23 protein-coding genes are annotated in these 25452 nt (G+C 50.0%); 8 read left to right on the top strand and 15 right to left on the bottom strand.

What is annotated here, in order from left to right; translation table 11 throughout:
* Positions 1 to 81: 81 nt before the first annotated feature.
* The 9 genes from NSQ46_RS13020 to NSQ46_RS12980 form a co-directional block, all read right to left on the bottom strand.
* A complete protein-coding gene (locus tag NSQ46_RS13020; protein WP_144879063.1) occupies positions 82 to 1683 on the bottom strand; it encodes an extracellular solute-binding protein in 1602 nt (533 codons plus the stop codon).
* Between the two features lie 94 nt (positions 1684 to 1777).
* Positions 1778 to 2653: a carbohydrate ABC transporter permease gene (locus NSQ46_RS13015; RefSeq protein WP_007128386.1), complete on the bottom strand. Its 876-nt coding sequence runs from the start codon at positions 2651 to 2653 to the stop codon at positions 1778 to 1780.
* Positions 2654 to 2687: 34 nt separating this feature from the next.
* On the bottom strand, positions 2688 to 3575 hold the full coding sequence (locus NSQ46_RS13010) for an ABC transporter permease subunit (protein ID WP_342576989.1): 888 nt from the start codon (positions 3573 to 3575) through the stop codon (positions 2688 to 2690).
* 31 nt (positions 3576 to 3606) lie between these two features.
* The gene (locus tag NSQ46_RS13005; protein WP_340900326.1) at positions 3607 to 6240 is read right to left on the bottom strand and encodes a heparinase II/III family protein; all 2634 of its coding nucleotides are present in this window, start codon (positions 6238 to 6240) and stop codon (positions 3607 to 3609) included.
* Between the two features lie 395 nt (positions 6241 to 6635).
* Positions 6636 to 7916 carry an MFS transporter gene (locus tag NSQ46_RS13000; protein ID WP_007128389.1) on the bottom strand — a complete coding sequence of 427 codons (1281 nt, stop codon included), beginning with the start codon at positions 7914 to 7916 and terminating at the stop codon, positions 6636 to 6638.
* A gap of 123 nt (positions 7917 to 8039) precedes the next feature.
* A complete protein-coding gene (locus NSQ46_RS12995; protein WP_341033149.1) occupies positions 8040 to 9173 on the bottom strand; it encodes an FAD-binding oxidoreductase in 1134 nt (377 codons plus the stop codon).
* A 97-nt stretch (positions 9174 to 9270) separates the two neighbouring features.
* Entirely contained in the window at positions 9271 to 10020 is a 750-nt protein-coding gene (locus NSQ46_RS12990) for a GTP pyrophosphokinase family protein (RefSeq protein ID WP_007128391.1), read from the bottom strand.
* Positions 10021 to 10288: 268 nt separating this feature from the next.
* Positions 10289 to 11197, bottom strand: coding sequence for an EamA family transporter (locus NSQ46_RS12985; RefSeq protein ID WP_342576836.1), 909 nt, complete (start codon positions 11195 to 11197; stop codon positions 10289 to 10291).
* 172 nt (positions 11198 to 11369) lie between these two features.
* A complete protein-coding gene (locus NSQ46_RS12980; RefSeq protein ID WP_341033147.1) occupies positions 11370 to 13115 on the bottom strand; it encodes an RNA polymerase sigma factor in 1746 nt (581 codons plus the stop codon).
* Between the two features lie 352 nt (positions 13116 to 13467).
* Between NSQ46_RS12980 and NSQ46_RS12975 the strand changes: the two genes are divergently transcribed.
* From NSQ46_RS12975 to NSQ46_RS12950, 6 genes are all read left to right on the top strand, one after another.
* Positions 13468 to 15591 carry an MMPL family transporter gene (locus NSQ46_RS12975; RefSeq protein WP_341033146.1) on the top strand — a complete coding sequence of 708 codons (2124 nt, stop codon included), beginning with the start codon at positions 13468 to 13470 and terminating at the stop codon, positions 15589 to 15591.
* 22 nt (positions 15592 to 15613) lie between these two features.
* Complete coding sequence (locus tag NSQ46_RS12970; RefSeq protein ID WP_341033145.1) at positions 15614 to 16285, top strand: response regulator transcription factor; 672 nt, start codon at positions 15614 to 15616, stop codon at positions 16283 to 16285.
* Positions 16282 to 17670 (top strand): HAMP domain-containing sensor histidine kinase, encoded by a 1389-nt coding sequence (locus tag NSQ46_RS12965; protein WP_341033144.1) that lies wholly within the window; start codon positions 16282 to 16284, stop codon positions 17668 to 17670. The genes NSQ46_RS12970 and NSQ46_RS12965 overlap by 4 nt, the downstream gene beginning before the upstream one ends.
* Positions 17671 to 17674: 4 nt before the next feature.
* Positions 17675 to 18070 carry a hypothetical protein gene (locus NSQ46_RS12960; RefSeq protein WP_341033143.1) on the top strand — a complete coding sequence of 132 codons (396 nt, stop codon included), beginning with the start codon at positions 17675 to 17677 and terminating at the stop codon, positions 18068 to 18070.
* Positions 18071 to 18245: 175 nt separating this feature from the next.
* Positions 18246 to 18824, top strand: a complete 579-nt coding sequence (locus tag NSQ46_RS12955) for a thymidine kinase (RefSeq protein ID WP_341033142.1) — start codon at positions 18246 to 18248, stop codon at positions 18822 to 18824.
* A gap of 70 nt (positions 18825 to 18894) precedes the next feature.
* Positions 18895 to 19107, top strand: coding sequence for a hypothetical protein (locus tag NSQ46_RS12950; protein WP_028407171.1), 213 nt, complete (start codon positions 18895 to 18897; stop codon positions 19105 to 19107).
* 67 nt (positions 19108 to 19174) lie between these two features.
* Here the strand turns inward: NSQ46_RS12950 and NSQ46_RS12945 are convergent, their stop codons facing one another.
* A complete protein-coding gene (locus NSQ46_RS12945) occupies positions 19175 to 20041 on the bottom strand; it encodes a YitT family protein (protein WP_341033141.1) in 867 nt (288 codons plus the stop codon).
* Positions 20042 to 20397: 356 nt separating this feature from the next.
* Here NSQ46_RS12945 and NSQ46_RS12940 point away from each other — a divergent pair, with 356 nt between their 5' ends.
* Both NSQ46_RS12940 and NSQ46_RS12935 read left to right on the top strand, forming a co-directional pair.
* Positions 20398 to 21375 carry a type II CAAX endopeptidase family protein gene (locus NSQ46_RS12940; protein WP_341033140.1) on the top strand — a complete coding sequence of 326 codons (978 nt, stop codon included), beginning with the start codon at positions 20398 to 20400 and terminating at the stop codon, positions 21373 to 21375.
* Positions 21376 to 21710: 335 nt separating this feature from the next.
* On the top strand, positions 21711 to 22328 hold the full coding sequence (locus tag NSQ46_RS12935; protein WP_007128402.1) for a TVP38/TMEM64 family protein: 618 nt from the start codon (positions 21711 to 21713) through the stop codon (positions 22326 to 22328).
* Between the two features lie 203 nt (positions 22329 to 22531).
* Here NSQ46_RS12935 and NSQ46_RS12930 read toward each other — a convergent pair whose 3' ends face one another.
* From NSQ46_RS12930 to NSQ46_RS12910, 5 genes are all read right to left on the bottom strand, one after another.
* On the bottom strand, positions 22532 to 23059 hold the full coding sequence (locus tag NSQ46_RS12930; protein ID WP_341033139.1) for a DUF402 domain-containing protein: 528 nt from the start codon (positions 23057 to 23059) through the stop codon (positions 22532 to 22534).
* Between the two features lie 7 nt (positions 23060 to 23066).
* A complete protein-coding gene (locus NSQ46_RS12925) occupies positions 23067 to 24026 on the bottom strand; it encodes a GNAT family N-acetyltransferase (RefSeq protein ID WP_342576835.1) in 960 nt (319 codons plus the stop codon).
* A gap of 268 nt (positions 24027 to 24294) precedes the next feature.
* Complete coding sequence (mnhG, locus tag NSQ46_RS12920; protein WP_341035023.1) at positions 24295 to 24696, bottom strand: monovalent cation/H(+) antiporter subunit G; 402 nt, start codon at positions 24694 to 24696, stop codon at positions 24295 to 24297.
* Between the two features lie 4 nt (positions 24697 to 24700).
* Positions 24701 to 24973 (bottom strand): Na(+)/H(+) antiporter subunit F1, encoded by a 273-nt coding sequence (locus NSQ46_RS12915; protein WP_007128406.1) that lies wholly within the window; start codon positions 24971 to 24973, stop codon positions 24701 to 24703.
* Positions 24970 to 25449 (bottom strand): Na+/H+ antiporter subunit E, encoded by a 480-nt coding sequence (locus tag NSQ46_RS12910; RefSeq protein WP_007128407.1) that lies wholly within the window; start codon positions 25447 to 25449, stop codon positions 24970 to 24972. The genes NSQ46_RS12915 and NSQ46_RS12910 overlap by 4 nt, the downstream gene beginning before the upstream one ends.
* Between the last annotated feature and the right edge of the window lie 3 nt (positions 25450 to 25452).

Raw genomic sequence — 25452 nt, 5'->3', positions numbered from 1 at the left:
ATACGTCTGCTCTCGCCAGCCTTCTTCGCGTGAGGACAGACGTATTCTGCAGGGACAAACTCTTAACGTTTCTCCTGGGCTTTATTTAAAAAGCGCCTTCGGGTCTTTCTCCGTAATGCCTGCATTATACTCGGCGATGATATCGGCTCCGCCTTTGCTCAAATATTCCTGAACAAGCTGATCCCATTCGGATACCGGACGCGTGCCCGCAATCATCTTCACCTGCTCATCCATGACGTATTTTTTAAGCTCCGCGCCTTTGGCATTGTCCGTAGCGGATTCCAGGCCGGTGATCGGGTTCGCATACAGCTTGATTTCCTTATACATCGCTTCGATGGACTCAACCAGATCGGACAATTGCTTCGTCTGATAGGTGATCGAGTAGTCGTTGTCGAAATCCTGGGGCGCCCATGCCGTATTGTCCACAAAATAAGTGGATGGCGCGAGTCCGTCGGATGCGAAGTTTTCCTTGTTTACCGGCACGCCGTCTTTCATCTCGTAGCCGACGCCGATTTTTCCGGACCACCAGTCGAAGTCTGCATTGCTCTCGTTCCGGCTGTCCTCTGGGTAGAAGGTGCGGCCGAAATCAATCATCGTAAGAATCCGCTTCAGCTTCTCCGGCTCGGACGCCAGCTTGGCGCTTAGCAGAGTAATGCCGTTAAATCCTGCACCCGAGGTAAGTCCTTGATTACCGTATGCATCTTTGAACGGTCCAAGGCTTACAAACTGTGCGTCCGGATGGATGGCCAGCAGTCCGTCCATATACTCCTGGGACATGCCGCGCGGCGTTCCGATGAAGATGCCCGCCTTGCCGGAATAGAACTCTTTATTCGTATCTGCCCAGTTCAGAATGGCGTAATCTTTGGTCATCGCACCCGCTTTATACAGCTCGGACAGCATCGTGATAAATTCCTTCCGGCCGTTGCCGATCATTCCCGGAATATAATTGCCCGCTTCATCCTGATGATACCAGGCGTCCGGGTCCCAATACGGTCCTTGGTTGAAGTTCGGGTTAATATCCTGACCGATGGCCAAACCGTACGTATCCTTCTTGCCGTTGCCGTCCGGATCGTTATTCGTGAATGCGATCGCGACCTCCTTCAATTGCTCGTAGTTGGTTGGAACCTCAAGGCCCAGCTTATCGAGCCAATCCTTGCGGATGACCGTAACGACCTGGTATTTCGGGGCATATTGCGGGATCGCGTAGATTTTCCCGTCGACCCTCACCGCATCCCATATAAAATCCGGAACCAGCTTCAGCGTCGGATATTCCTGGATATACGGTTCGATGTCAAGAAATGCGCCCTGCTTGGCAAATTTGTTGTAGCGGTTCTTCACATCCGCCGTCATCAATCCGATCATATCCGGTATTTTGCCTGAGGCGAAGGTGGCGTTGATCTTCTCGTCAAACGCGGTATTCGGCACAAACGTCGGCTCATACTTGACATTGAATCTTTCGTTGATCATCGTCAGCCCCGGGCTGGATGACGGCGGCGGATCCCCATAGCGGTAATCGATTGCCGTAACGGTATAGATCTGTTTCGCTTCGCCCTCGGTTGGTGCCTTTCCTCCTTCCTGCGGCTGTTCTGCACTCTTCGGGCCCGGACTGCTCTGACCGCAGGCGGCCAGGCTGACCGAGAGAAGTGCAGCCATCATCATGGTAATCATGCGCTTTTTCGACATTTACGTTCCCCCATTTTGGTTATGATTTTGGAGCTTGCGCCCCAGTTATGATGATCTCAGCGACAGCCCAGCTTCTTGCAGCAGCCCTGAGTTCTCACCCTTTAACAGCACCAAGCATGACACCCTTGGCAAAATGCTTCTGCAAGAATGGATACACGATGAGAATAGGCAGCGTAGCCATTAGAATCGCCGCCATCTGGATCGTCTCCGGAGGCGGAGGCTGGGCGGCAAACATGTTATCTCCTCCAAGCGTGCCGGTTGTCTCTCCCACCACCACGATCTGCCGAAGCACGACCTGGATGGTCCACTTCGAGGAATCATTGATGTACAGAATCGGAGCAAAGTAGTTGTTCCAATGGGTCACCGCGTAGAACAAGCTGAAGGCGGCCAGCGCCGGCTTGGACAGCGGAAGGATGATTTTATAGAAAATCTGCAGATCATTGGCACCGTCTACAATCCCGGCCTCAATCATTTCGCCCGGTATGTTAAGGAAAAATTGCCGGATGACGATCAGATTGAACGGAGCGATCGCGACAGGCAGAATTAAGGACCAGATCGAATCCAGCAGTCCCGTTGCCTGCACAACCAAATAAGTAGGGATCATCCCCGCCGAGAACAAGAGCGAGAACACCACCATAAACATGACGCTCCGCTGGCCGATGATCGGTCTTGACAAGGCGTAGGCCATCGTGCTGGTAAAGAACAAATTGACCAGCGTGCCAAGCACGGTTACAAGCGAGGTGGTCCATAGCGCCTGACGAAACGTGCGGGAGCTCCAGATGTACTCATACGCATCGGTCGTCCAGTTCGACGGCCATAACAGCAGCCGGCTTCCTAGGAAATCCTCATAGGACGAGAAGGAAACCGAGAATAAATATAAAAACGGAAACAGCATCAGCGCTGAAATCAGCAGCAGCAAACCGATATTCACCGAGTTGAACAAGCGTTCGGCGATGGATTTTTGATTCAAGGGTGTTTCTCCTTTCTGTGGGCTTCACAACGGATCAATAGACGCCCTGCTCGCCAAAGCGCTTGGATAATTTGTTCGCGCCCATGACCAGGATCAGCCCGACCAGCCCTTTAAACACGCCGACGGCGGTTGAGAAGCTGTAATCGGATTGTTGAATTCCCTTAAAGTACACATAGGTATCCAGCGTATTTCCGATATGCATATTGAATGCGTTCAGCTGGAGGAAGACCTGCTCGAACCCTACTTCTAGGACGTCCCCGAGCCGGATAATCAGCATGATGATGATCGTGCTTCGGATCGCCGGCAGCGTAATATGCCAGATTTGGCGGAACCGGCTTGCGCCGTCCATTACGGCAGCTTCATACAACGCCGGATTTACGCCGCTTAGTGCGGCAAGGAAGATGATCGTTCCCCATCCCGCTTCCTTCCAGATCACCTCTAAAATCAGAAACGGACGGAAATACTGCGGCTCGGTCAGAAAGCCGATCGTCTGCTGGGAGCCGAATGCTTCCCGCAGCAGGTCGTTAACCAGGCCCTCATTTCGGAAAAAGATCGTCACGATCCCAACCACAACGACCCACGAGAGGAAATGAGGCATGTATACCACCGACTGCATCACCCGTTTCAACAGCGGGTTCGCCACCTCGTTCAGCATGATTGCCAGGATGATCGGCGCAGGGAAAGCGAATATAATTTGCAGAAATGAAATGATCAGCGTATTCCAGATCACCTGAACGACTTCCGAGCTTTCGAATATGCGGCGGAAGTTATCGAGGCCGGTCCAAGGACTGTCGACGATGCCCATGAAGGGGCTGTAATCTTTAAATGCAATGGTGATGCCCAGCATCGGAACATACCGATAGACGATAAAATACAACAATCCCGGGAGCAGAAGCAGGTAGAGATAGCGGTCCTTCCACATTCGCGCACGAATCCGCTTGCCTCGGCTTGCCTTAGTCGCGGTCGGTTTTTTTCCTGGTTCCGTGCCCTGTACGAGCGTTTCCATTGGTTTCACCCCTTTCCTCGGCTGGAATGATCCATCCCTGTTTCAAATCCAGATCATGCTTACCGGGAGGAACGATCAGGTTTAGCCGAATACCGGACCAATCCAGGCACAATTCGCAGGACGCATCTCGCGAATTCCCGTTATAAACAGCCCCTCTCAAACTTCCGGTATCCAAATATAGGCTTAAAGGTTCTTCGGAACGGTAGCGGATTCCCGGGCCTGCAAAGCGTGTCGCACAGGACAGATCAAGTCTGCCGGAATTGCCGGAATCTAGAGGATCCTGCCCCATCATGCTTGAATTCAATCGTACGGCAGAACCACTGAATGAATAGCCTTCGTAATCCATCGTTTCTGTTGTATCGCAAAACATCATGTAATCCCTTCGCTCCCCTTCTTCTAGTACGGTAAAGCCGATTCCGCTAATACCGCTTGTTGTCACATGGTCTACGGTGATGTTCCTTGCATCGCCGGACTGCGGGATCAGCAACGTAACGAAACGAATGCTGCTCCCTGATGATGCTTTAACGCTGATAAAAGGTCCGTAGCTTTCCGCCCCCGGATAGTCCCGGACGGAAACCTGATGATGATCCGGAGCCAGAAACAGCAGCCGAACCGAAGCTTCATCCCCACGAATCATCAGGCTGGACTTCTCTACTGATTCTCCCGGACTGATCAGGGAATGATCAGGCCCGTAAATGGATGAAGTTGTGTGGAATAACAGCTCCGCCTCATCCCCTTCCCGGTTCAGCTCAGCATCGTCGACGATGACATAATAAGACGCGTCGATATGATACAGCGTCCGGCGATACGATCTTAGGCTTTCCCCATAACTTGCCGAAGCGTCCCCGCTTACGACTTCGAAGCAAGGGAACAGCGAACTGTCGCAAATGTACCCGCCGCCGAGCGATTGCTGCCCCTGTCCATTGACAAGCAGCGAATTATGCCCGATCGTGCCTGTTGTATAATCCGCTCTCGGGCCCGGCACATAGTCCTGATAGCCCGGGCCCGTCAGAAGCCATTCGCCGCCGACATTCAGCATGATCTGGTTCTGATCCCTATGATTGTGATCCTTGGCCGACGGGCTTGAGGTAAAGCATAAGAGGTGATCGCCTCTCCCCCAACCCGATCGCAGCGCAGCCCAGCCGACCGGCTGGAACACGGCGGAGACGGCTCCTTGGTAATAAGCTTCCGGATTGATTGAAAGCGTTTCCTCTTTAAGATATAAAAGTGCAGCCGGATGCTCCGCCTCATACCTTCGCATATACCAGCCCGCTGCAGGATGGGCATGATGCGAGGCCGTCATAGCCATGACATATGCGATATCCAGCTTGTAGAACGAATCCGAGAAGTTTGGAAACGTATTCACAACCGGGGATAAAAAATGCAGCAAACGCTCCGGCAGCTCTTCCGCCAAATAAGGATGATTGACCAGATCGGCATTTCCCGTCATTCTTCGGTACAGATCAGCCGCCATCCATACGTGCCTTGCAGCTACTTGATCATATAAAAAGCCTTCCGTTTCCCCCGAATTCAGCTTGAAATCCAAGTAACCCGTCAAATAATCAAGTGAAGCCTGCAAATATTTGGCTGCATACGGAACTTCATCCGCGATCGCTGCCGCTCCGAACATCATGGCAACATGCTTGGCGGCCACGATGTTATGCCGATCCCGGTTTCCGATATCCATGGCTAACGGCTGCAATCCTTTACTTAGGATGGATCCCCTTATATGGAGCCTTTCCTCTTCCGTAAGCATGCCGCGGATGGCGTCATAAGCAGCGGATACGCCGATCAGAAAGTGAGCATTGCTGAGATTGCCCTCGGCGCCCCGATGATCGAACTCATACCATTTTCCGTAAGAAGCCAATGCGAGCAAATAACGTCTTGCCTTCTCGGCATATTCGGTCATGCCCGTGATGATATAAACGGTTGATAACACGACAAGCCGTTCCTCGATTGCCCGAGCGTACATCGTCCAGTAAGGAAAGTCGGTGTAGCCCTCCGGATCTGCTGTCGGCTCCGGTTCCTCCAGCGGCAGCGATACATGCCACTCTTGGGAGATCGAAGGATAATGGACCGTAAAACCCGTCTCGTTCAAATAATCGGCTGCCCGCTCTAAGTAGCTGTGCCACAGCTTCGGGTATTGGATGGCTGACGCCGAATCGGGCTTAGCACCATCCCCTGCTGTTTCCTCCTTACCTCTAATCTGCCGACGGAATGCTTCAGCCTCTTCCCGAAGGAATAAAATTCGCGGGCTCCGGATTGTTATTCTATGTATGGGCTCGGAAGGCGGTATAACCGTAACACGCCAGCAGACGGCAGGGAATCGTTTATCACCAAAGTCCACCTTAACCTCTGCATCGCCTGGCTCCATCGCGCTCAGCGTCAACCCGTCCGCCTGAAGCACCTGTGACGGCTCACAGGTAACGATGCCCGCCGGGGTGCAGCCTTGCATGACGCTGCCGGAAGGATCGATGAACCTGAACGCCAGCGTATGGGTCTCGCCGGTCTCGAGGAGCGGAACTCTAATCATCTCTACCCGGTACAAATCAATAACGCCCCTCTCTTGATTCTTCACCATGTTCATCGCTTTATTGATCGGTCTCGTTGATCAGGCTTCATGCTGTCTTGATCAAGCTTGATATGGCCATCGCTAAATATACATGTATTTTACTTGTATATATTAAATGCTGTCAATTTAAATTTTTCTTTTTCGTTAAACCTATTTGCTTAATCCTCGGCTAGCCACTTGGCCGTATGCTTTTTAAACTTATTGATTATCCACTTCCATTGAGCTATTGTTCTAATATCGTGCCTAAAAAATCTAACTAACTGGAAAATGAATCATGCTTTTTTGTATCTTAAGGAAAATGAACTAGCTAAAGTTACCCTTATAAAGATAAAAGCCGCCACGTAGGCGACTTCTCACTTGGGCTAGATTTTTGTCCTTCTTCAACCCCCTTCTAGAAATTTTAATTATTGAATTTCTGTACCCTCCCGCTTAGTTGATGATATTGTTTGTGATTTATTTAGATTAAAGGCGAATATTATAGTGAAAATAAGACCAAACAATAAATGGAAAGAACCTGTTATCTGATTCACGGCTTGAATCCCAAAAAAATCTATAATAAAACCTGTTATTAGCGCACCAGCTTGAATAGCTACTGCGGTTAAAGTTCCCCATAAACTAAACACTTTACCTCTTAGATAATCCGGTACTACATTTTGCATCGTAAATCGTTCGAATGGTACTATAAGTGCAGAAAACAAACCAAAGAGTATTAGAGATAATATTCCTTGAATTATATTTGTTGAGAAACTAAACAAGATCCATGCTAACCCCGTAGCAACATACATTACACCATACTTCCACTTCTTTTTAAAGATCAGATTTTTCTTAGCTACGATATAACCAATTAATACCGAAGTTATTCCTTCTGAAATGTATAACAAACTTAGATAGTATTCTTGTTCAGCGTAGACTACACTACTATACCTTTCTAACATTAGATTATAGCTGCCAATAATTGTCCCGATTGTAATGGAAGATATTAATATCATTTTCACATATAAATTATTCCTTGCAAACGCTAACCCTGATGAAAGCTCTTTCCAAAAGTTTTTTTTAATACTATCATTTTTGTTAATGCTGCCTTCATTCCAGTTATGCCTAGCTATTAAAAAAGAAGAGAACAAACAAGATAAGGCGGTTAATAAATATGCTATATTAATTCCGAAAAAAGAAACTATTACTCCACCTACTGCAGCTCCACTGAGACGAACCGTACTTGTGATCATATAGCTGTAAGAATTAGCTACTACTAGATCTTCTTTTTGAACAATTTGAGGAATAACCACTTGTTTTGCAGTTGAGTTAAAAGAGCCTAATAACCCTGTAAAAAATCTTGATATAAAGAAAATAAAAACCGAGATAAACCCTTCAGTAAAAGGTATAAATAAGAAAAGTAAAAATGCTAAAGACCTTAAAAAATCGGAATAAATGATACTCCGTTTCTTATTCCACCTGTCTAAATAGACTCCGAGAAACGCAGTAAATATTAACGGAGATAAACCACTAAGAGCCCATAAAACTCCTAATTCAATGCCTGAATTTGTGATTTCCCCTAATAAGAAAAGCATTGCTATGAAAGAACTCCAGTTAAAAAAGCTGGTTAGAATCGTGGAGATTTGTATGTCCCTATATATAGGATACTTACTCCATATTTCTAAAATAGACCCTTTGGACTTCTTCTCCATTTGTTTTCTCCTAATACTTCGGCATCCCCGATTGATGCTGACCATTGTGCAGCATTCTGGAAAATTAACGATTCAGAAACTTCAAGAAGCATAATTTTGTAGCAGCCTAAAATCTTGAATTTATCATCCTTCTACTTCATCCATCGCCTTCCGCACATCATAATCCTGAATATCGATATCGATCGGCAGCCCCAGCGCCAGCTTTGCCAATTGGCTCCCGATAAAAGGCCCCATCGTCAAACCGGATGCTCCAAGCCCATTGGCGGTTAATAGACCCTCCCAGCCGGGAACAGCTCCGATCACCGGAAGAAAGCCCGGCGTGAATGGGCGAAAACCGACTCTTACCTCTTGGAAGGTGCTGTCGGCCAAGCCAGGCGCCAGCTCCAGCCCTTTATTCAGAATTTCCTGCATTCCGGCGGCGGTCACCCTGGTATCGTATCCCTCTACATCATTCTCGTGAGTCGCTCCGATGACGATCTTCTGCTGATCGAAAGCGAGCAAATATTGGTCAGAAGGCGGCATGACTACTGGCCAATGGCTTGTATCTTGCTGATTATGAAGCTGCAGATGCATGATTTGCGCTTTTTGATAATGTACCTTAAAGCGAATGCCTAAAGGCTTCAGCAGCTGATCCGCCCATGCGCCTGCACATACCACGACTTTGTCGGCAAGGAAGCTTCGCCCATTGACAACAGCCCCGGTGACGCGTCCCGATTGATATTGCAGCCTCGCATCCCCGTTAATCAAAACCGCGCCGTTTCGCTGCGCCGATCGGAGCAGCGCATCTCGGAGTGCACGGCCATCTACCCGTGCGGCGCCGCTGATATGTACAGATTGATAGCCTTCTGCCAGCAGAGGAAATGAATCACGGGTTTGCCTTTCGTTTAGGCGGGTAATTTCGCCAATCTCCGGTGCATCCGCTTTACGGCGTTGTGCCCGCTCCTCCATCGCGGTAATTTTCTCTTGGCTATGATGGATGCTAATCGCACCAACTTGGGCATAGCCCGTCTCGGTCTCCCCCTCCCCGGTAAGCTCTTTGATCAAACCGGGGTAGAAGCGCGCGCCGGCCTTGGCCAGCCGGTACCATGCCTGATTGCGCCTTTGCGACAGCCAGGGGCAGATAATGCCTGCAGCTGCGTCGGTGGCTTGTCCTACATCTTTACGGTCAATGACAAGCACCTCTGCTCCTTGCTTGGCTAACGCGTAGGCTGTCGAGGCTCCGACGATTCCCGATCCAATGACGATGACTTTCTTCATGGTTACATCCTTTCAGAATCAGTCTATTAAAAAGCCGCGAACTTCGCGGCTTATCTTTGCATGTATTCGATTATACACGGTGAAGATTCACCTAGACTCAAGCTTCTTCACCCTCCGAGAAAATCTCCAGCAGCCCGGCCGGCAGCTGATATTTGTGGTTGTTGATCTGAATGCTCTTTAGCTCCTCCAGCAAGGAGTCTTCATCGTGCATATCCTTGATGGCTTGAACCTCACGGTTCAGCCGCTCCATCTGATGGTCCAGCGCATTAGCTGTATCCGCCGCGGCTTTCAGCTCCTCAAGCAGCCGCTGTGGGACCGACTTATTATATTTATAGAAGATTTTATGCTCCAGGCTTGCCCAGAAATCCATCGCGATGGTCCGGATTTGCACTTCCACGCATACCTTCTCCACCCGATCGGAGAAAAACACCGGCACCTCTACGAGCAGATGCAAGCTCTGATATCCGTTCGGCTTCGGATGCTTGATGTAATCCTTGACGTTCAAGACGGTCAGATCGCTTTGCTTCTGCAGCATCTCGCTGATTTTATAAATATCGGAAATGAAGGAGCACGTGATCCGCAGTCCCGCAATATCCTTGATGTTCTCCTCGATCGAGGCCAAGGAGATTTCTCCTCCCTTGCGGAGCAGCTTCTTCATCATGCTTTCCGGCGATTTCAGGCGGGATTTCGTATGCTCGATCGGGCTGTAGTCATGCAGAGCCTGAAACTCTTCCTTCAGAATCTCGATTTTGGTTTCGATTTCGTCCAGCGCGAATTTATATTTCAGCATAAACCTGGTGATTTCCGTACGGATCAGCTTCAATTGTTCCATTTGCATTACATTCATGAATAACTTCCTTTCGGCCGAATGGACATAAACGCTAGGCGCTCACGGCTTGCCGCCCCTTCCATTCTCGAGTGGTTAATATTTAGAAACAGGGATTCGTTTTCGCCCTCTCTAAATTTTAGTTGATCTTCGGGTACCACTGCAACTTCATCACGTTGACGTAAAAAAGAACCGATCGTTTGACTGCCGGATTCTCACGCGTCTATGCGCTCCCCTGCCGATATGTAAGTGCACCAAGCCGGGACATCAGCCCCGGCCAAAGAATCGCTTAATCCTTGGCCAATTGAATGCCCGGGCTTCGCTGCGCCGCCCATTGCGGATAGGCGATGCCAAGCAGGATGAGAGATACGCCCATCCACTGAACGGCAGTTACCTGTTCGTTCAACACCATCACCGATGCGATGACGGCCACCGGAAGCTCCCCCGCTCCTAGAATCGTAGCCAGGCCGGTGCTGATTTTCGGTGCACCAAGCGCAAACAGGAGCACCGGAAGCACGACCCCGAACGTTCCCAGGATCAAGCCATAGATCCATAAGCCGTTACCGCTATCCATTTGGACATACCCCGTAAATACGTTGGGCGCAAACAGAACCGTCAGCAGGACAAGACCGCCGGTCGATGTATAGAAGCTGCGGGTGATCGCCGGCATGCCGGTCTCAACCCGCCCGCTGAAGAAGACGAATAATGCCATCATGAGGGCAGCCGCAAGAGCAAGCAGCGTTCCTTTCAGGTTAAGCTGAAGCTCGCCCGTACCGAGAATGCCTCCAGCCATCAGCGTCCCGAGAAACAGAATGGCGATCGAAATGACGGTCGCTTTGTCCGGGAGCCTGCGGTATACGATCGATTCGATGATCACCCCGATCCAGGTAAATTGAAACAGCAGCACAACGGCGATGGAGGCCGGAATGCTCTGCAGCGAAAGATAATATGTAACGCCGGTCAGACAGGTGCATAAGCCGACGCCGGCAAGACGAACCGCCTGCTTCCAGGTCACCCTTCGTCTCGCGAACAGCAGCATGAGGACCAGCAAAATAAGCCACCCTGTTCCGAATTGACTCAGCATCACTTGTTCAAACTGGAATCCGTCCCGGTATGCCAGCTTTACGACCGTAGATAAAATCCCGAAGCAGCACGCCCCTAAAAAAACATACAACGAGTTCTTCAGCAATTGATACAATGTTTCGTTCCTCCTCCACACGTCAAAAAAACCCCATTTCTCATTGTTTTGGATCCAGAAAACAATAAAAAATGGGGTTCGTCTTATAAGATTCTATCTAATTATGTTTCCATTCTAAAATAGAATTCGTGGAATGTAAACAACCGGTTTGTCCGCTAGGATGCCTACGTTCTTAGTCTCCGATCAGCGCCAGAATCTCCTTCATGCACTCCAGTGCTTGGGATTCAAGCGGCTTAATCCCTTCAACCAAGCCTCTTGCCTCTCTAGCGGTGAGAGAATCGTTCGGCTGGCCCCCTTGCGGGAACGGGAACAGCCGGTGCAGCTCATCGAGCTTCTCATGCATCCCTTGGTATAAGGCCGACGCTTCATCAAAATGCCGGGTCAGCTCTTCCGACTTCTCCTCAAGCAGCCAAGCCTGCTTCAGCTCTTTAAAGAACTCCGCCCCATAATAACGCGCGTCCCTCAGCACTGCAATATTATAGGCATGGCCGTTCGGCTCAATCGCGCCGCCCTCCAGCGCTTCGAGCCACGCATCATAGGCCGCCAATCCTTTGACGCAGTTAGCCGGAATTGCGCTCTCCCTGCCTTCGTAATGCTCAATCGCCGATTCCAGCGACAGCCTGAGCTGCTGTTTCAGCGTCAGATCCACTTTGCCGTCAATGGCAAGAACAAAAATCTCCTCGAGCACGCTTCTGCCCAGATGATCGAATGGCAGCGTCTCCACCTTTCCGCATTCCTCGGCATATAATAGCCGGTTCTCATCGTCATAGCCATACACGGTGCCGAATTCCGGGAAGAACAGATCCCATGCCAGGACCGGGATCCCCTGATCCAGTGAGCGGTGGATCAAATCCAGCGCTCGCGGGAGCTCACGATGAATGCTGCGTTTGCCCATCGCATCCTTCCCCGTCAATGAAGGGTCAAGCAGATTGCTGTTTTCGCCGATATTCGGAGACATCCCGTCGATTACCTTCGCGTGAAAACCGATATTGTGCAGCCCCCTAGGAAGCACTTCGCTGAAATTATAGCCGGTCGGTCCCGCAATATGGACGCTCTTCGGTACGATATTGATGCGGAAGGCATGACCGGTCAGTCCCATCACCATCGGCAGCGAGAGCTTGCGATCCGTATATTGCAGCATTTTGTAAATCACATCCGCCGCTGTCGTCCATGTGCCTGTTTCGTGAAACTCCTTGCCGTAGTCCAAAATCCGTTTGCTCATAATTCCCATATCCCTTCTTGTTTTCATATAGGAGTCAACGGTAACGCGGATTTTTTCCTGGATCACCTTTTTGCGAGATCTGGAAATAATCTGGTATACATTGGCCGAAGAGAGCTGAAACAGCTTGGCGATTTCCTGCGGCGACAGCTGGTCGAAGAAATGGGACTCGAAGATCATCCGCTCTCGCGGCTTCAGGCAACGAATGATGTCGGTTAACGTATGCAGCGTTTCCTTCTGAAGCAGCTTCTCCTCGGGAGCATTGGCAGAAGCAGCCGCTTCATTCGCGGTCCGGTTCAGCCTGAACAGAATGCGGTCCAGATCGTTCCATTCGCCGTCCTCCTGGCCGCTCAAGCGACCTCCCCCTTCCAGCTCCGTGAACGTTTGCTCCTGAAGCGTGGGTCTCGCCTTGAGCCTGGTGTACGCCTGGTTCCGTACGATCCGCTGCATCCAGGGGAGGAACCGCTCCGCATCGACCAGCTTGCTGAGGTGCAGGAAAGCGCGCAACAGCGCATCCTGAACGATGTCCTCCGCCAGATAGGACTCCTGGGTAATGGCTCTGGCATAGCCGTATACCTTTGCTCGGTGTCTGCGTACCAGCTCGCCGAAAGCCTCCCGTTCCCCTGCCTGGGCGCGAATGACCAACTCGCTGTCTTCCATTTCATCCCAATCTGTCCGTTTGTCTGCTGTCGCTTCCAATGTCTATACCCTCTTTCATTTCGTTGACTGCTTATATGACTCGGGGATTGAGGCATTTCTGACAATTTTGCAAAAAAACTTTGCATCCTCTTTACCGCAATTTTGTTTCAGGCTCCGGTGATCTCTGCTTTTGACTATATTACCATAGGTTCTTGTCAGTCAGATCTACCGGCTCCTTAGCTCAGCATCTTCCGAAGATATTTGTCCACTTCGGTTGCCGGCATCCATCTGTCCCTCTTGCTTACAGCCATTCCGCGGATTTGCCCAAAGCCCATGGTGAGGGACGAGTTTATATTAAATTTATTGAGCTGTGCTAGAGTAAGTGCGACAAAACAAGGAGGGGGAATAACCTTTGAGAAGGGTATTAAGACCCATAACCGATTGGGTCTCAACCAAAAGAGGCATGTGGATATCGATCCTGATCTGGCTGATCGTAATGATCGGGTTAAGCGCCGGTCCGAGGCTTGGTGATTACAAAGCAACCAGCTTCCAATCACTCCCGGATGAAGCGCAATCCATCATTGCCGAGAACAAATTGGAGAAGACGTTTCCGAGCGACCAGGGAACGCCAGGGATTCTGGTTTTTCATAATGCATTAGGAGATATTAATCTGGATGAAGTCAAGCGCATCACTTATGGAATCATCTCAGCCGATATTCAGGGAGTTAAATCCATTGTAAATATCGGCACTTTGCCGCCTCAAGCCTTAAAGGCTTTCATTTCGGCGGATAACTCTACCATTATCGTTCCCATGAGCCTGGAACCGGGCCTTGGCAACCATGAGTATGCGGAAATCAATGATGAAGCCTTCAGGCTTGGCAATGATATTGCTAAGGGTCTGAACACTGACTTCTATATTACTGGCCCGGCGGGGATCGCCGGCGATACGATCAAACTCTTCGAGCAGGCGGACTTCGTTCTGCTTCTTGCCACCGTTATCATCATTCTCGTATTATTGATCGTTATTTACCGTTCGCCGCTGCTTGCCCTCATACCGCTGCTTGCCACGGTCATCGTATATCAGGTGGTCAATCAATCCGTTGCCTTGATGGGCGCAGCCGGACTTGAAATCAACAATTCGACCACCTCAATCATGAGCATCCTGCTGTTTGCCGCCGTGATCGATTATTCATTGTTCGTGTTCTCGCGATACCGCGAGGAATTGAATAAACACGAAAGCAAATATGCCGCGATGCAGCACGCTATGCGCGCTACTGGTGAGCCGGTGTTTTTTGCTGGCGGCACCGTGCTTGCTGCTATGCTTATTTTGTTCTTTACGGATTTCCGTGATTACCAAAACTTCGCTCCGGTCTTCGGCGTGGCCATGCTCATCATTATGCTGGCTTCCGTCACCCTTGTCCCTGCCCTGTTCACCCTGTTTGGACGGAGAGCATTCTGGCCTAAGGTTCCCAATTTCGGCCAGAAACAACAAATCAAACACGGTTTCTGGGGAACAGTCGCTAAAGTTGTGGTGAATCAGCCGCTATTGACCGGCGGAATCGTGGCCTTCTTCATGGTCGTTTCCGCCTTGAACGTCTTTAACCTGAAATACGAATTCGACGCCGTCAAGAAATTTCCGGAGGATCTGCCTTCCCGCGTTGGTTATGAAATCATAGAGTCCAAATATAACAAAGGCGAGCTTGCGCCTTCCACGATTCTTCTGGAATCCGAGAATGCGCTAACCGAGGAGCAGACCGATCAGTTTCTGATGAAGCTGGAAAGTTACGAAGAGATCGAGTCCGTCCGCCTGACTGGCATTACTGAAGATTCCAAAGCGGCAAAATTCAGTGCAGCCTTGACGCTGAATCCATATTCAACCGAGGCGATCGACTTTGTGGATGAGCTCCAAAAGGAGTCTGACGCCATCCTTCACGAGTTGTCTCTTCAGGGCGATGTTTACTATAGCGGCGTGACAGCCAAACTAGTCGATGAACGGACGACAAACAACAATGACATCGTCAAAGTAGTTGTCTTGGAAACGGTTCTGATTCTCATTCTTCTTATCTTCTTGACTCGTTCGTTAAAAATGCCGGTGTACATGATGGCCACGATCCTGATTTCTTATGTATCGGCTCTAGGTCTTGGATTATTCCTGGTAGATGTTCTGTTCGGTTATGAGTCCATCGGCACGCGGGTTCCTGTCTATGCGTTTATATTCCTGGTGGCTCTTGGAATTGATTATAATATTATTCTAATCTCCCGCTTTCTTGAGGAGAGAGCAGCATTAAAAGTAAAGGACGCGCTTGAAGTGGCTATCCTCAATACGGGTGGGATCATCTCCTCGGCAGGCGTTATTTTGGCTGCAACCTTTGCAGCGCTGACCACCATGCCGATTGCCGACCTCTTTGTGTTCGGCTTTATGGTTGCCATTGGCATATTGATCGATACATTCCTGGTGAGAGGCGTCCTGCTTCCTTCCTTAATTTTATTATTTGAAAAGGATACGGAGCAGAAAAAGCACACAGCCCAGGCTTAATGCAAGGTAGGAGGGGACTTTCATGAAGATTTTAGTTGTGGACGATGACTACGATATTCTGCAGCTTGTGACAATCCATTTATCGCGGGAAGGCTATGAGGTTTTACAGGCCAATAACGGACAGCATGCGCTTGAGCTTCTGGAGGAGACAGAGGTGAGTCTAGCCATAGTGGATGTCATGATGCCCGGAATGGACGGCTTCTCCCTGACTAGAATATTAACGAAAGAGCTGGACATCCCCGTCATTCTGTTGACAGCAAAGGGGCAAATATCCGACAAGGAGCAGGGATTCAAATCAGGCTCCGAGGATTATCTCGTGAAGCCCTTCGAGCCGAAGGAATTACTGTTTAGGGTTGCCGTAGTCCTTCGCCGCTATGGCCGCGCGATGGAAAGTGTCGTAAAGGTCGGCAATGTGAAAATTAACCGAAACGATTTTGAAGTGATCATCAATGATGAAACCATTCTCTTTCCTCTAAAAGAGTTTGAGCTGCTGACGTTGCTGGCTGCCAGAGCCAACAAGGTCACTCCCCGTTCCGTTCTTCTGGAGCAGGCATGGGGCGAGGATTACGATGGCAGCGAGCTAACGTTAAATACGCATATGAACCGGATTCGCGACCGTCTCAAACGTTACAACGCTTCAATCGAAATCCAAACCGTCCGGGGTATTGGTTACAAGCTAGAGGCTGCCGAATGAGAACTTTATACCGGGAGTTTATATCAGCTACACTGCTCATTCTGGGGATCAGCGTCCTGATCGGATTTGTTCTGGTCAACGTCGTCTATCTGGCGTTTACCAAAGACGAAATCACCCAGCAAAACGTGGAGGTCGCCAAGCAAATCGTCCATGTCCTAGAGGAAATGCACGTATCAAGCCATTCCCTGCAGCCCTTCCTGGAGTCAGTCGGACGATTAGGATATCAGATGTATTTGGCCAACGGTTCCGGGGATGAGTATTTCTTCGGCGAGCCCTTTGAGCACGGCCGGCTGCCGGCACGCACGTTGGACCAGGTATTAAACGGCACTCCGTATATGGGCAAAGACAACATATGGGATCAATTCTGGATGATGGGCCATTTCTCCAATGATTTAAGAAATACCGTCGGGATCCCCCTGCAAATCGGTCAAGAGCCATATGCACTGTTTGTTAAACCGGACAGCAAAACCCTATTTTCCGATATTCATATGATGCTCGCGGGATTTATTCTGGCAGTTGCCGTGGTGAGCCTGCTGGGCGTAATCAAAATGACCAAGCGGCTCATCTATCCCATTTCCGAGCTTTCTGAGGCAACCAAAGCGATTACCAATGATGATTTTACGTATTCGCTGGAAATCCGACGCAAGGATGAGCTGGGTCAGCTGGCCCAAAACTTCCTGCAGATGCAGCAGCAGCTGCGACACAACGACGTCGCGCGTAAGTCCTTCATCAGCAATGTATCCCACGACTTCCAGTCACCATTGATGAATATCCAGGGCTATGCAGACCTCCTCATCAACCCGGATCTGCCAGCGAAGGAGCGGATTCAGTATGCCGGCATCGTCAACGACGAGGCCAAGAGATTGTCCAATTTGACCAAGCAGCTGCTGCTGATTACATCTCTCGACCAATCCGGTTATCCGGTTAGAAAAAGCCTGGTCCGCCTGGATTTACAGATCAAGGAGTCCGTCAAAAAGCATCTCTGGAGCCTGCAGGATCGGAACCTGACCATCTCTTACAAAATGGATGAAGCCAAGCTATTCTCCGACCGCGAGCTGCTCGGGATCGTCTGGGATAACCTGATTACAAATGCCATTAAGTATAATCGGCCGAACGGCCACATCTATATATCATGCAGCAACAAAAAAGACAAAATCATCCTCGCATTCGAGGACACCGGGATCGGCCTATCGGAAGCTTCGGCTGAGCAAGTCTTCGATCGCTTCTACCGGGTAGACGCGACCCGCAAGAAAGATGGGACAGGGCTTGGCCTGTCCATTGTAAAGGAAATCGTCACTTTATTAAACGGAACCATAACGCTCGACAGCGAGCTCGGGAAAGGAACAACCTTTACCGTCACGTTTCCGAAGGAAGGAAAGGATTAAATTGATGGAACAAAAATGGAGTTTGCGATTAATAAGATATGCGGCGCTATTCGGCATCCTCGGAACTTACGTCGGATCCAAAATGTCAGGCGAAATCGATTATTCCCTGCGTCCGATCCATGCTCACATATTACTGGTTGGCTGGTTGTCGGTATTTGCTTGGGGCATTTTTTACAGAGCTTTTAAGGTAAAATATAAAAAGCTGGTAGCGGTCCATGGCTGGATGGCCATATTGGGCGCCTTCGGACTAACCTTCGGGATGTGGATGTACAATCTGAATCCGTTTGAGTTGAACGAAACTTTGGTCATGATTTTATTTATTGTTGGCGGTTCGGTGCTGCTGCTTGCTTTTCTGCTGTTTGTTTTCATTACATTTTTTACAGAAAAGGAACCAACGTAAGCCATAAAACCTTCTATATTGCAAAACAGAAACAGCCAAGCACTCCCGCGTGGAGACTTGGCTTTGTTCGTGAGAAGGTCATGGACAACGCGCCTCTATAATGCGACAATAGACACTGCGCGTCATACTTTAGGGATGAACGACATCAAGCGTAAACGGGGAAAGGAACGAAGGCATGGCTCAATTATTTTTCAAATACGGATCAATGAACAGCGGCAAATCCATCGAGATTTTGAAGGTCGCCCATAACTACGAGGAGCAGAACAAGCCTGTCCTCCTCTTTACATCAGCCATAGACGACCGGGATGCGATCGGATACGTATCCTCGCGGATCGGCCTGCGCCGGGAGGCGATTCCTATATTCGAGGACACCGATATTTACAGCATCGTGAAGGATCACGAACCAAAGCCTTATTGTGTTCTGGTGGATGAATGCCAGTTCCTGAGTAAAGGGAGCATTCTGCAGCTTGTCAAAATCGTAGATGAGCTGAACGTGCCGGTTATGGGCTTTGGGCTCAAGAACGATTTCCGGAACGAGCTGTTTGAAGGCAGCCGCTGGATGCTGATCTATGCGGATAAAATCGAGGAAATGAAGACGATCTGCTGGTTCTGCGAGCGCAAGGCAACGATGAATCTTAGGGTAATAGACGGTAAGCCGGTCTATACCGGCGAACAGATATTGATCGGGGGAAATGACACGTATTTTCCCGTCTGCCGGAAATGCCATGCAAATCCGCCGCTGCCTCAGCCGTAATGGATCCATTGCATTTAGCATTTAATCACCCGTCAGCTACTGAGTTCTAACCGAAAGGAGTAGAATGGTTATGCCGATTGTCAGGCCGTTGGTGACCGATGCGGATTTCAAGGAAGTATTGGAGAAGCAGATCCCCATTCGCATCTTCAAAGATAACCACCTCGTCGAATCGGGAGGCATCGTGATCCGGTTTACCGAAGACACAATCATCACGCAGTCCGGGGTGAGCTCACTCGGTTACCACGGGAGAGACAACTGCGAGTTTTTCGAAGTGAAGGGTTAGTGCGGCTGCCGCCAAAAACAGGGTGTTTCAAGGACCGATGGCATGAGTCCGTGAAACACCCTGTTTTTTAGTGAATATTGTTCTTCGCCATGCTTCCGCCGAGCACGTCGGCCACATTCTGGATCGATATGAAGGCATTCTTGTCGATCTCCTGAACCACGGTCTTCAGCTTGGCGATTTCCAATCGGGTGATCACGCAATAAATCATCTGCGTGTCCTCTTGGGAATACCCGCCCTTCGCATAAATCATGGTCGTGCTGCGGCCCAGCCGCTGCATAATGGCACTGGAAATTTCCTCATACTCGTTCGAGATTATCGTGACAGACTTGGATTCATCCAGTCCTTCTACGACGATATCCATGACCTTGGCAGCGATGTAGTAGGAGAAGATCGAATACATGGCCGAGTCCGCTCCAAACACAAAGCCCGCCGTGATAAAGATGAATACATTAATGATCATGATGATCTGCCCGACAGGGAGACGAAGCTTCTTCGATAGAAGAATCGCCACGATTTCGGTTCCGTCCAGGGCTCCGCCGTAACGGATCACGAGCCCGACCCCAAGACCCAGAATCAAGCCGCCGAAGAGCACGGCCAAAATTTTCTCGTTAGTGAACGGTTCGAAATGATGCAGAAATGTTGTCGCCACCGACAGCATCACGATTCCGTACAAGGTCGAAAAAGCGAATGTTTTGCCGATCTGCTTATACCCGATAAACAGGAACGGCAGGTTAATCACGAAGAGATACAAACCTAGCTTAATTGGCGTAATTTCGGATAATACGATGGAAATACCCGTAATGCCCCCGTCGATAATTTCATTCGGCACCAGGAATATCTCAAGCGCCACCGCCATCAGGATGGCACCGACCGTAATGAAGATAAACCTCTTGACGATCTCGCCCATCGTCAGCTTCTTATGATTTTTGACCATCTCCAACTCCTTTTGTCTCTTTTTTCACACGTAAAGCCTGTCGAAATAACATTTTATTAAAAGTTTTAAGGTCATGTCAATGCTGATGCTGCTAGAAACCCAAGCTGATCAAGCATTTATTAAGAGCTTAGGGTGGCCGAAAATATTCGTGGCCATCGAAATCTATCACGTAAATGCTCTATTTTTATCTATCCAATAGTGAACTCGTCCGCTTCGTTTTACAGCATACCGGCAGCCCCTCTGAGAAAAATAGGTTCTCTTGAAAGGAACACAATACTAGAGTCATCACTATACATATAAAGATCGGTTTGGAAGTTTTACAAACCGGCAATTCATAGATGAAAGGAGAATCCGCCATGTCATTAGCAGCGGAAAACAACGATCAGCAGCTCGGCAATCCTCCGTCCTCGCGTCGCGATGACGGACGGCTCCATTTGTTCTGGCGCATCCTGTTTGGCTGGCTCGCGTTCGTTGCCGGACTAGGGCTGGCCGTCGTGGCGGCTACCGTGGGCGGCTCCTATGGCCTGTCGACGCTCGGGCAGCAGATTCTGCTTGCCGTGGTTACGACATCCGTATCGGTTCCGCTGATCTACCTGCTCAGACGTTATGCCGACCGGCGGCCATGGCGCGGGATCGGACTCGCTTCCCCGCCGTCCGGATTCCGTTATTTCTTGCTCGGGATCGGCTTTATCGTGTTGGTCATGGCCGCCTCCCTGCTGCTCGGCAGCACGCTTGGCTGGCTGCGGGTCGTCGATGTTCATCTCCCTATACCTACGCTCCTCGTGATTCTGATCAATTCGATGATCGCCTTTTTCTATGAAGCCTTCCCCGAGGAGATAACCTTCAGGGGATATTTGTACCGCAATCTGAACACCCGGTTTCCCCGCTGGCTCGCGCTGCTCTTTCAAATTGTATTGTTCGTTATGGCCCCGATTGCGATAACCGCTTGGATGGTTGCCATCGGTATCGGCACTTGGGATCTCATCACCACAGAATATATCATCAGCTTGATAGTCTTCAGTGCAGCGCTTCAGCTGTCCCGCATCGTAACAAACCATCTATGGATGAGCATCGGCTTCCATCTTGCTTGGCTGGAAATGGTCCGTTATGTAATCGTACCCTCCAGCTCCGCCATCGTAGAGGTAGAATACCTGTCTCCACTCGGCAGCTACCTCATCTCCATCGGCTCGGTCATTATCGGGGTGATCTTCCTGCTGATCTGGTCGATTCGAAAAGGCATCGATTGGAGTGCCATTGATCCGGATCCGGACCCTGATCAAATAGCCGCCCTGCCTGTGGAAGCCTCGCAGGGAGGCAATGAACGGACGAGATAAAACTACAGCAAAGCTCCCATCCGACCAGCGGGTGGGAGCTTTACGTTTTAGTTCCTTAAGGATATCGGTCCACTGTCAGGACAGACGAACATGTCAAATTTTAATATATCCGAATCCGTATGATATAATATGGAACAACCGCCAGTGCTCACTGGTTACATAAGGAAACTGCCTTTATTACAATGCTGACAATTACATACTTCAGGGATGCCGCTTGGCCGGATGCTTCGTAAGACATTGCCGTTTGTGCGCTTATCAACGTATATCCGTCAGCTCCCTACGAACCGTATGTTAGTTTGTCTTAGTTTGGATGCAGGGAGAGGATTGTACTCAACATGGATTGGCTTCAACACATATGGACCTATTTAAAAGATTTGGACATGGAGCAGGTGCAGCGTTGGCTTAAGGAATACTCCGAGCTGGGACCGCTGCCCGGAATCCTGCTGCCCTTCTTCGAGGCGTTCCTTCCGTTTCTTCCTTTGATCGTGCTGGTTATGGGGAACGCCGCGGCGTATGGATTATGGTGGGGGTTCTTGTTATCGTGGATCGGGGTTTGCCTCGGATCCATCACGGTGTTTTGGATTGCGCGCAAGCTTGGCGGTAAGCTGGGACTGCTTATTCAGAAGCGGATGCCGGGAACACAGCGTTTCTTTCATTGGATTGAGGAAAAGGGCTTTACCCCGATCTTCATTCTGTACTGCTTCCCGTTCACCCCGTCCTCGCTGATTAATATTGCCTCAGGGATCAGCACCGTATCGGCAAGCACCTTTACCATCGCCGTCATGGCCGGGAAGTCCGTCATGATCTTCATGGTCGCCTTTATCGGGCACGACTGGCAGGGATTCGTCCAGCAGCCTTGGCGGATTCTGGTCGCAGCTATTGTGCTGTGGCTGCTGTGGCTGGCAGGCAAGAAGATGGAGAACCGGTATCACCACTCGGACGAGCAGACTTAAGCCCGGTCCGAGATTCTAACCATGAGATCGATGCTCAAATGACCTATCAAGGCAGAAACTCCCGTCAGGGATGTTTAAAAGCCCGTCATGTCCCTGCATGGGATGACGGGCTTTTAAACATATCAAAGTACAACCAACGAGATACGGATCGTTTCCTGTACTCACCTATTCCTACAACGAGGCTGCCATCCACCTGCATGCTTCTAGCTTAGCCCCTTCATTTCCTGCCATAGCCGCTCGGTTTCCACGGCTGCTTCCCGAAGGATGTGCTCTTTACGGTCGAGCAGCATTTGCAGGGCTTTCTGTACGAACCCGTCCTCAAATTGATGCAGCGGTTCAGGCAGCTCGTCTTCATCCAAAATATAATAATCCCCGCCAGGAAGCACCAGCAGATCGATAATCAAATCCTCAAAGGATACCGCCTCTTCGGATACATGCGTATTTCTGACGATGTTGAAATACGCGCCAAGCTCGTTCCCGTTCGCATCCCTCCAATAATACAGGTTATAAGGCTGATCGATCCAATAGTAGGCAAAGGTGAGCACCCCCTTGGATATCGTAAGCTCCTTCGCGCCGGCCTTCATCGAGAACGATCGCTCATTTTGATGCACAAGAATGACGGTGCTGCCTTCAGCTTTCAAGAGCTTGCAGTGGTGATCAACAACGGTGGCATCATAGCGAATTTTTCGCTCAAGGATGCTGTTTCCTTTAGCCATTGGCCCTATCGGCATGATTTCTTCAACTCCTCTCGGACGGTGCACCAAACCGGCCCTGTTCCTGAACCAAGGATCTTCCTGCCGTCTTAAAGACAAATGCCGCAAGCTGATGCTCCGTTTCGAAGCCCATGCTTTCGTATAACCGGATGGCACCGATATTGTCCCGGCTTACGCACAGCGAAATCTCCTCCGCGCCTACGTTCTCGAACAAATAACGGAGCGCCTTCGCCAGCAGCTTTTTACCATACCCTCTTCGCTGGAAATCACCCGAAACGGCGATGTATTCAATACTGCCTTCCCTAAACTCAGGTTCCGCTTCCACATAGACGTATCCTGCAAGCTCCCCATGATCCACCGCTGCGAACAGCCTTCGGTCACCGTCCAACCGTTCCAAGATCTGCTTCGCTCCATAATAGGTGTTTGGAAAGGTCATCTCATGCAGTTTAAGGAAAGCAGCCTCATATTCCGGCGTGATGTCCTGCACCCCAGTTGATTCGGCTAAGGTCGAATCCGAAATCCAAATCTCGCGCGAATTACCTCTTGATTTCAGGATGGTGTGAATCCCTGAACGTTCAGCGCCCAATTCCGCCATAAACTGCGCACAATAAGTATTCTCCATATTATAAAAACCGTACATCGTATCCACGGCTGCATCCAGCTTGGATAATCCCTCGCGCCATAACTGATTCGCGAGTGGAGCCCATTCGGCCTCTCCAGCATCGATGAAGGGTCCCCATATCTCTGCAGACCGGCCCTCTTCATCCACTTGGAAACCGAGCGCTCCAATCATCCGACTTTCGCGCGCAATAACCGTAAATCTCCGTACGCGGTTGGCTTCCTCAGCAAAGTCCTCCATCAACGTACCGTAAATTTCCTCTTCTTGTTCGCCGCAATAGCCGACGTGATGCTGTTTGAGTCGATTCATCCGGGCAAGAAATTCCGATAACTGCCTCCAATCGATCTTTTCGTGAATGACATTCATCTTTCCAACTCCCTCCTTCGCGAGCGAATGTAACCCTGCTATCAATCGCTCCTGCAGGCGGCCTCCTAATCCGATTGCAGCACGCTGGATTAAACTTCGCACGCCTTTGGTTTATTCTACCATATCACGAAGCTTCAATAGAAAGTCGCAAATTCATGAAACAAGCCGCCAAGATCGGCGGCTTGCAGAACATGCTTATTTATATCGTTTGAAACATTCCGATTGTAGCGTTCTGTCTTTTCCTTCGACAAGCCAGATGTTACAGATGCTATACATCCTTGACCTTCTCACCGGATTCGGATTTCCCGGCTTGCAGCTGCTCCCGCTCGCGCCGGAGCACAGGCTTCAGATCGTCATGGACGCTCCCCTCCCACAGGGACACGCCTGAACGATAGGCTGCCCGTCCGTTCAGATGACCCGCCACCGGGCCGGTAATGAACACAAACACGATCCCAAGAAGAAGCTTAACGCTGATATGGTCCAGATAGAAAGCGAAATACAGGAAGGCTCCGGCCAAGATCATCAGAACGCCGAGCGTAGCGCTCTTGGTAGCGGCATGGGAACGCATATACACGTCCGGCAGCCGGACGAGGCCAAAGGCGCTTAAAGCGCCTAGTAGCGCACCGAGAAGCACGATAATAGCAATCAGAAACTCACCGATCCGGCTCATCATTTCAGCGGTCAATGACATCACCCCTCTCAATGTATCTGGCCAGCGCTGTCGTTCCGATAAACGTTAATATCCCGATCAGCAGGATAATGTCAACATATACCGAGGTCCTGAACAGCATGCAGAGCACAGCGATGATCGAGAGCAGCAGAATGCCGATGGTGTCCAGCGACATGATCCGGTCATTCATGGACGGTCCCTTGATCAGCCGGTACAGACAGGCGAGAATCGCCAGCGACAATATGATGAGCGAAGCAATCAGTATCCCGTTAATCATGTCCGGGTCACCTCCTTAATCGCGCGCTCGAATGTTCCCCGGATCTGTTCCGACAGCTCGTCGGTATCTTCGATATCCATCGCGTGTATATACAGGGTCTGGCCGTCCGGGGATACTTCCAGTGTAAGGGTTCCCGGCGTCAAGCATATGAGGCATGAGAGCACGGTAATTTCCCAATCCGTCTTCAGCTCGGTCCTATACGCGAAGATGCCGGGCCGCACATTTAGCTTCGGCTGCAAAATCTGGCCAATCACGGTGACGCTCGACTTGAACAGCTCTTTGAAGAACAGGAGCAGCAGCAGCAAAATCGACCACAGCCTCCGCATATAAAAGCCATCCGGCCAGAATCTCCGCAGCAAGAAAATCATCAGCATGCCTATGATATAGCCGACAATGAATTGCTGCGGGGTCGGCTCGTCTTTCAAAAACATCCAAATCATCGCAATGACGATATTCAAAAGGATTTGTTGTCCCATAAC

This window comes from Paenibacillus sp. FSL M8-0142 (assembly GCF_038597315.1).
Taxonomy (GTDB): Bacteria; Bacillota; Bacilli; order Paenibacillales; family Paenibacillaceae; genus Paenibacillus_AQ; species Paenibacillus_AQ lactis.
The sequence above is the reverse complement of the archived record's forward strand: the minus strand, read 5'-3'. Positions and strand labels throughout refer to the sequence as shown.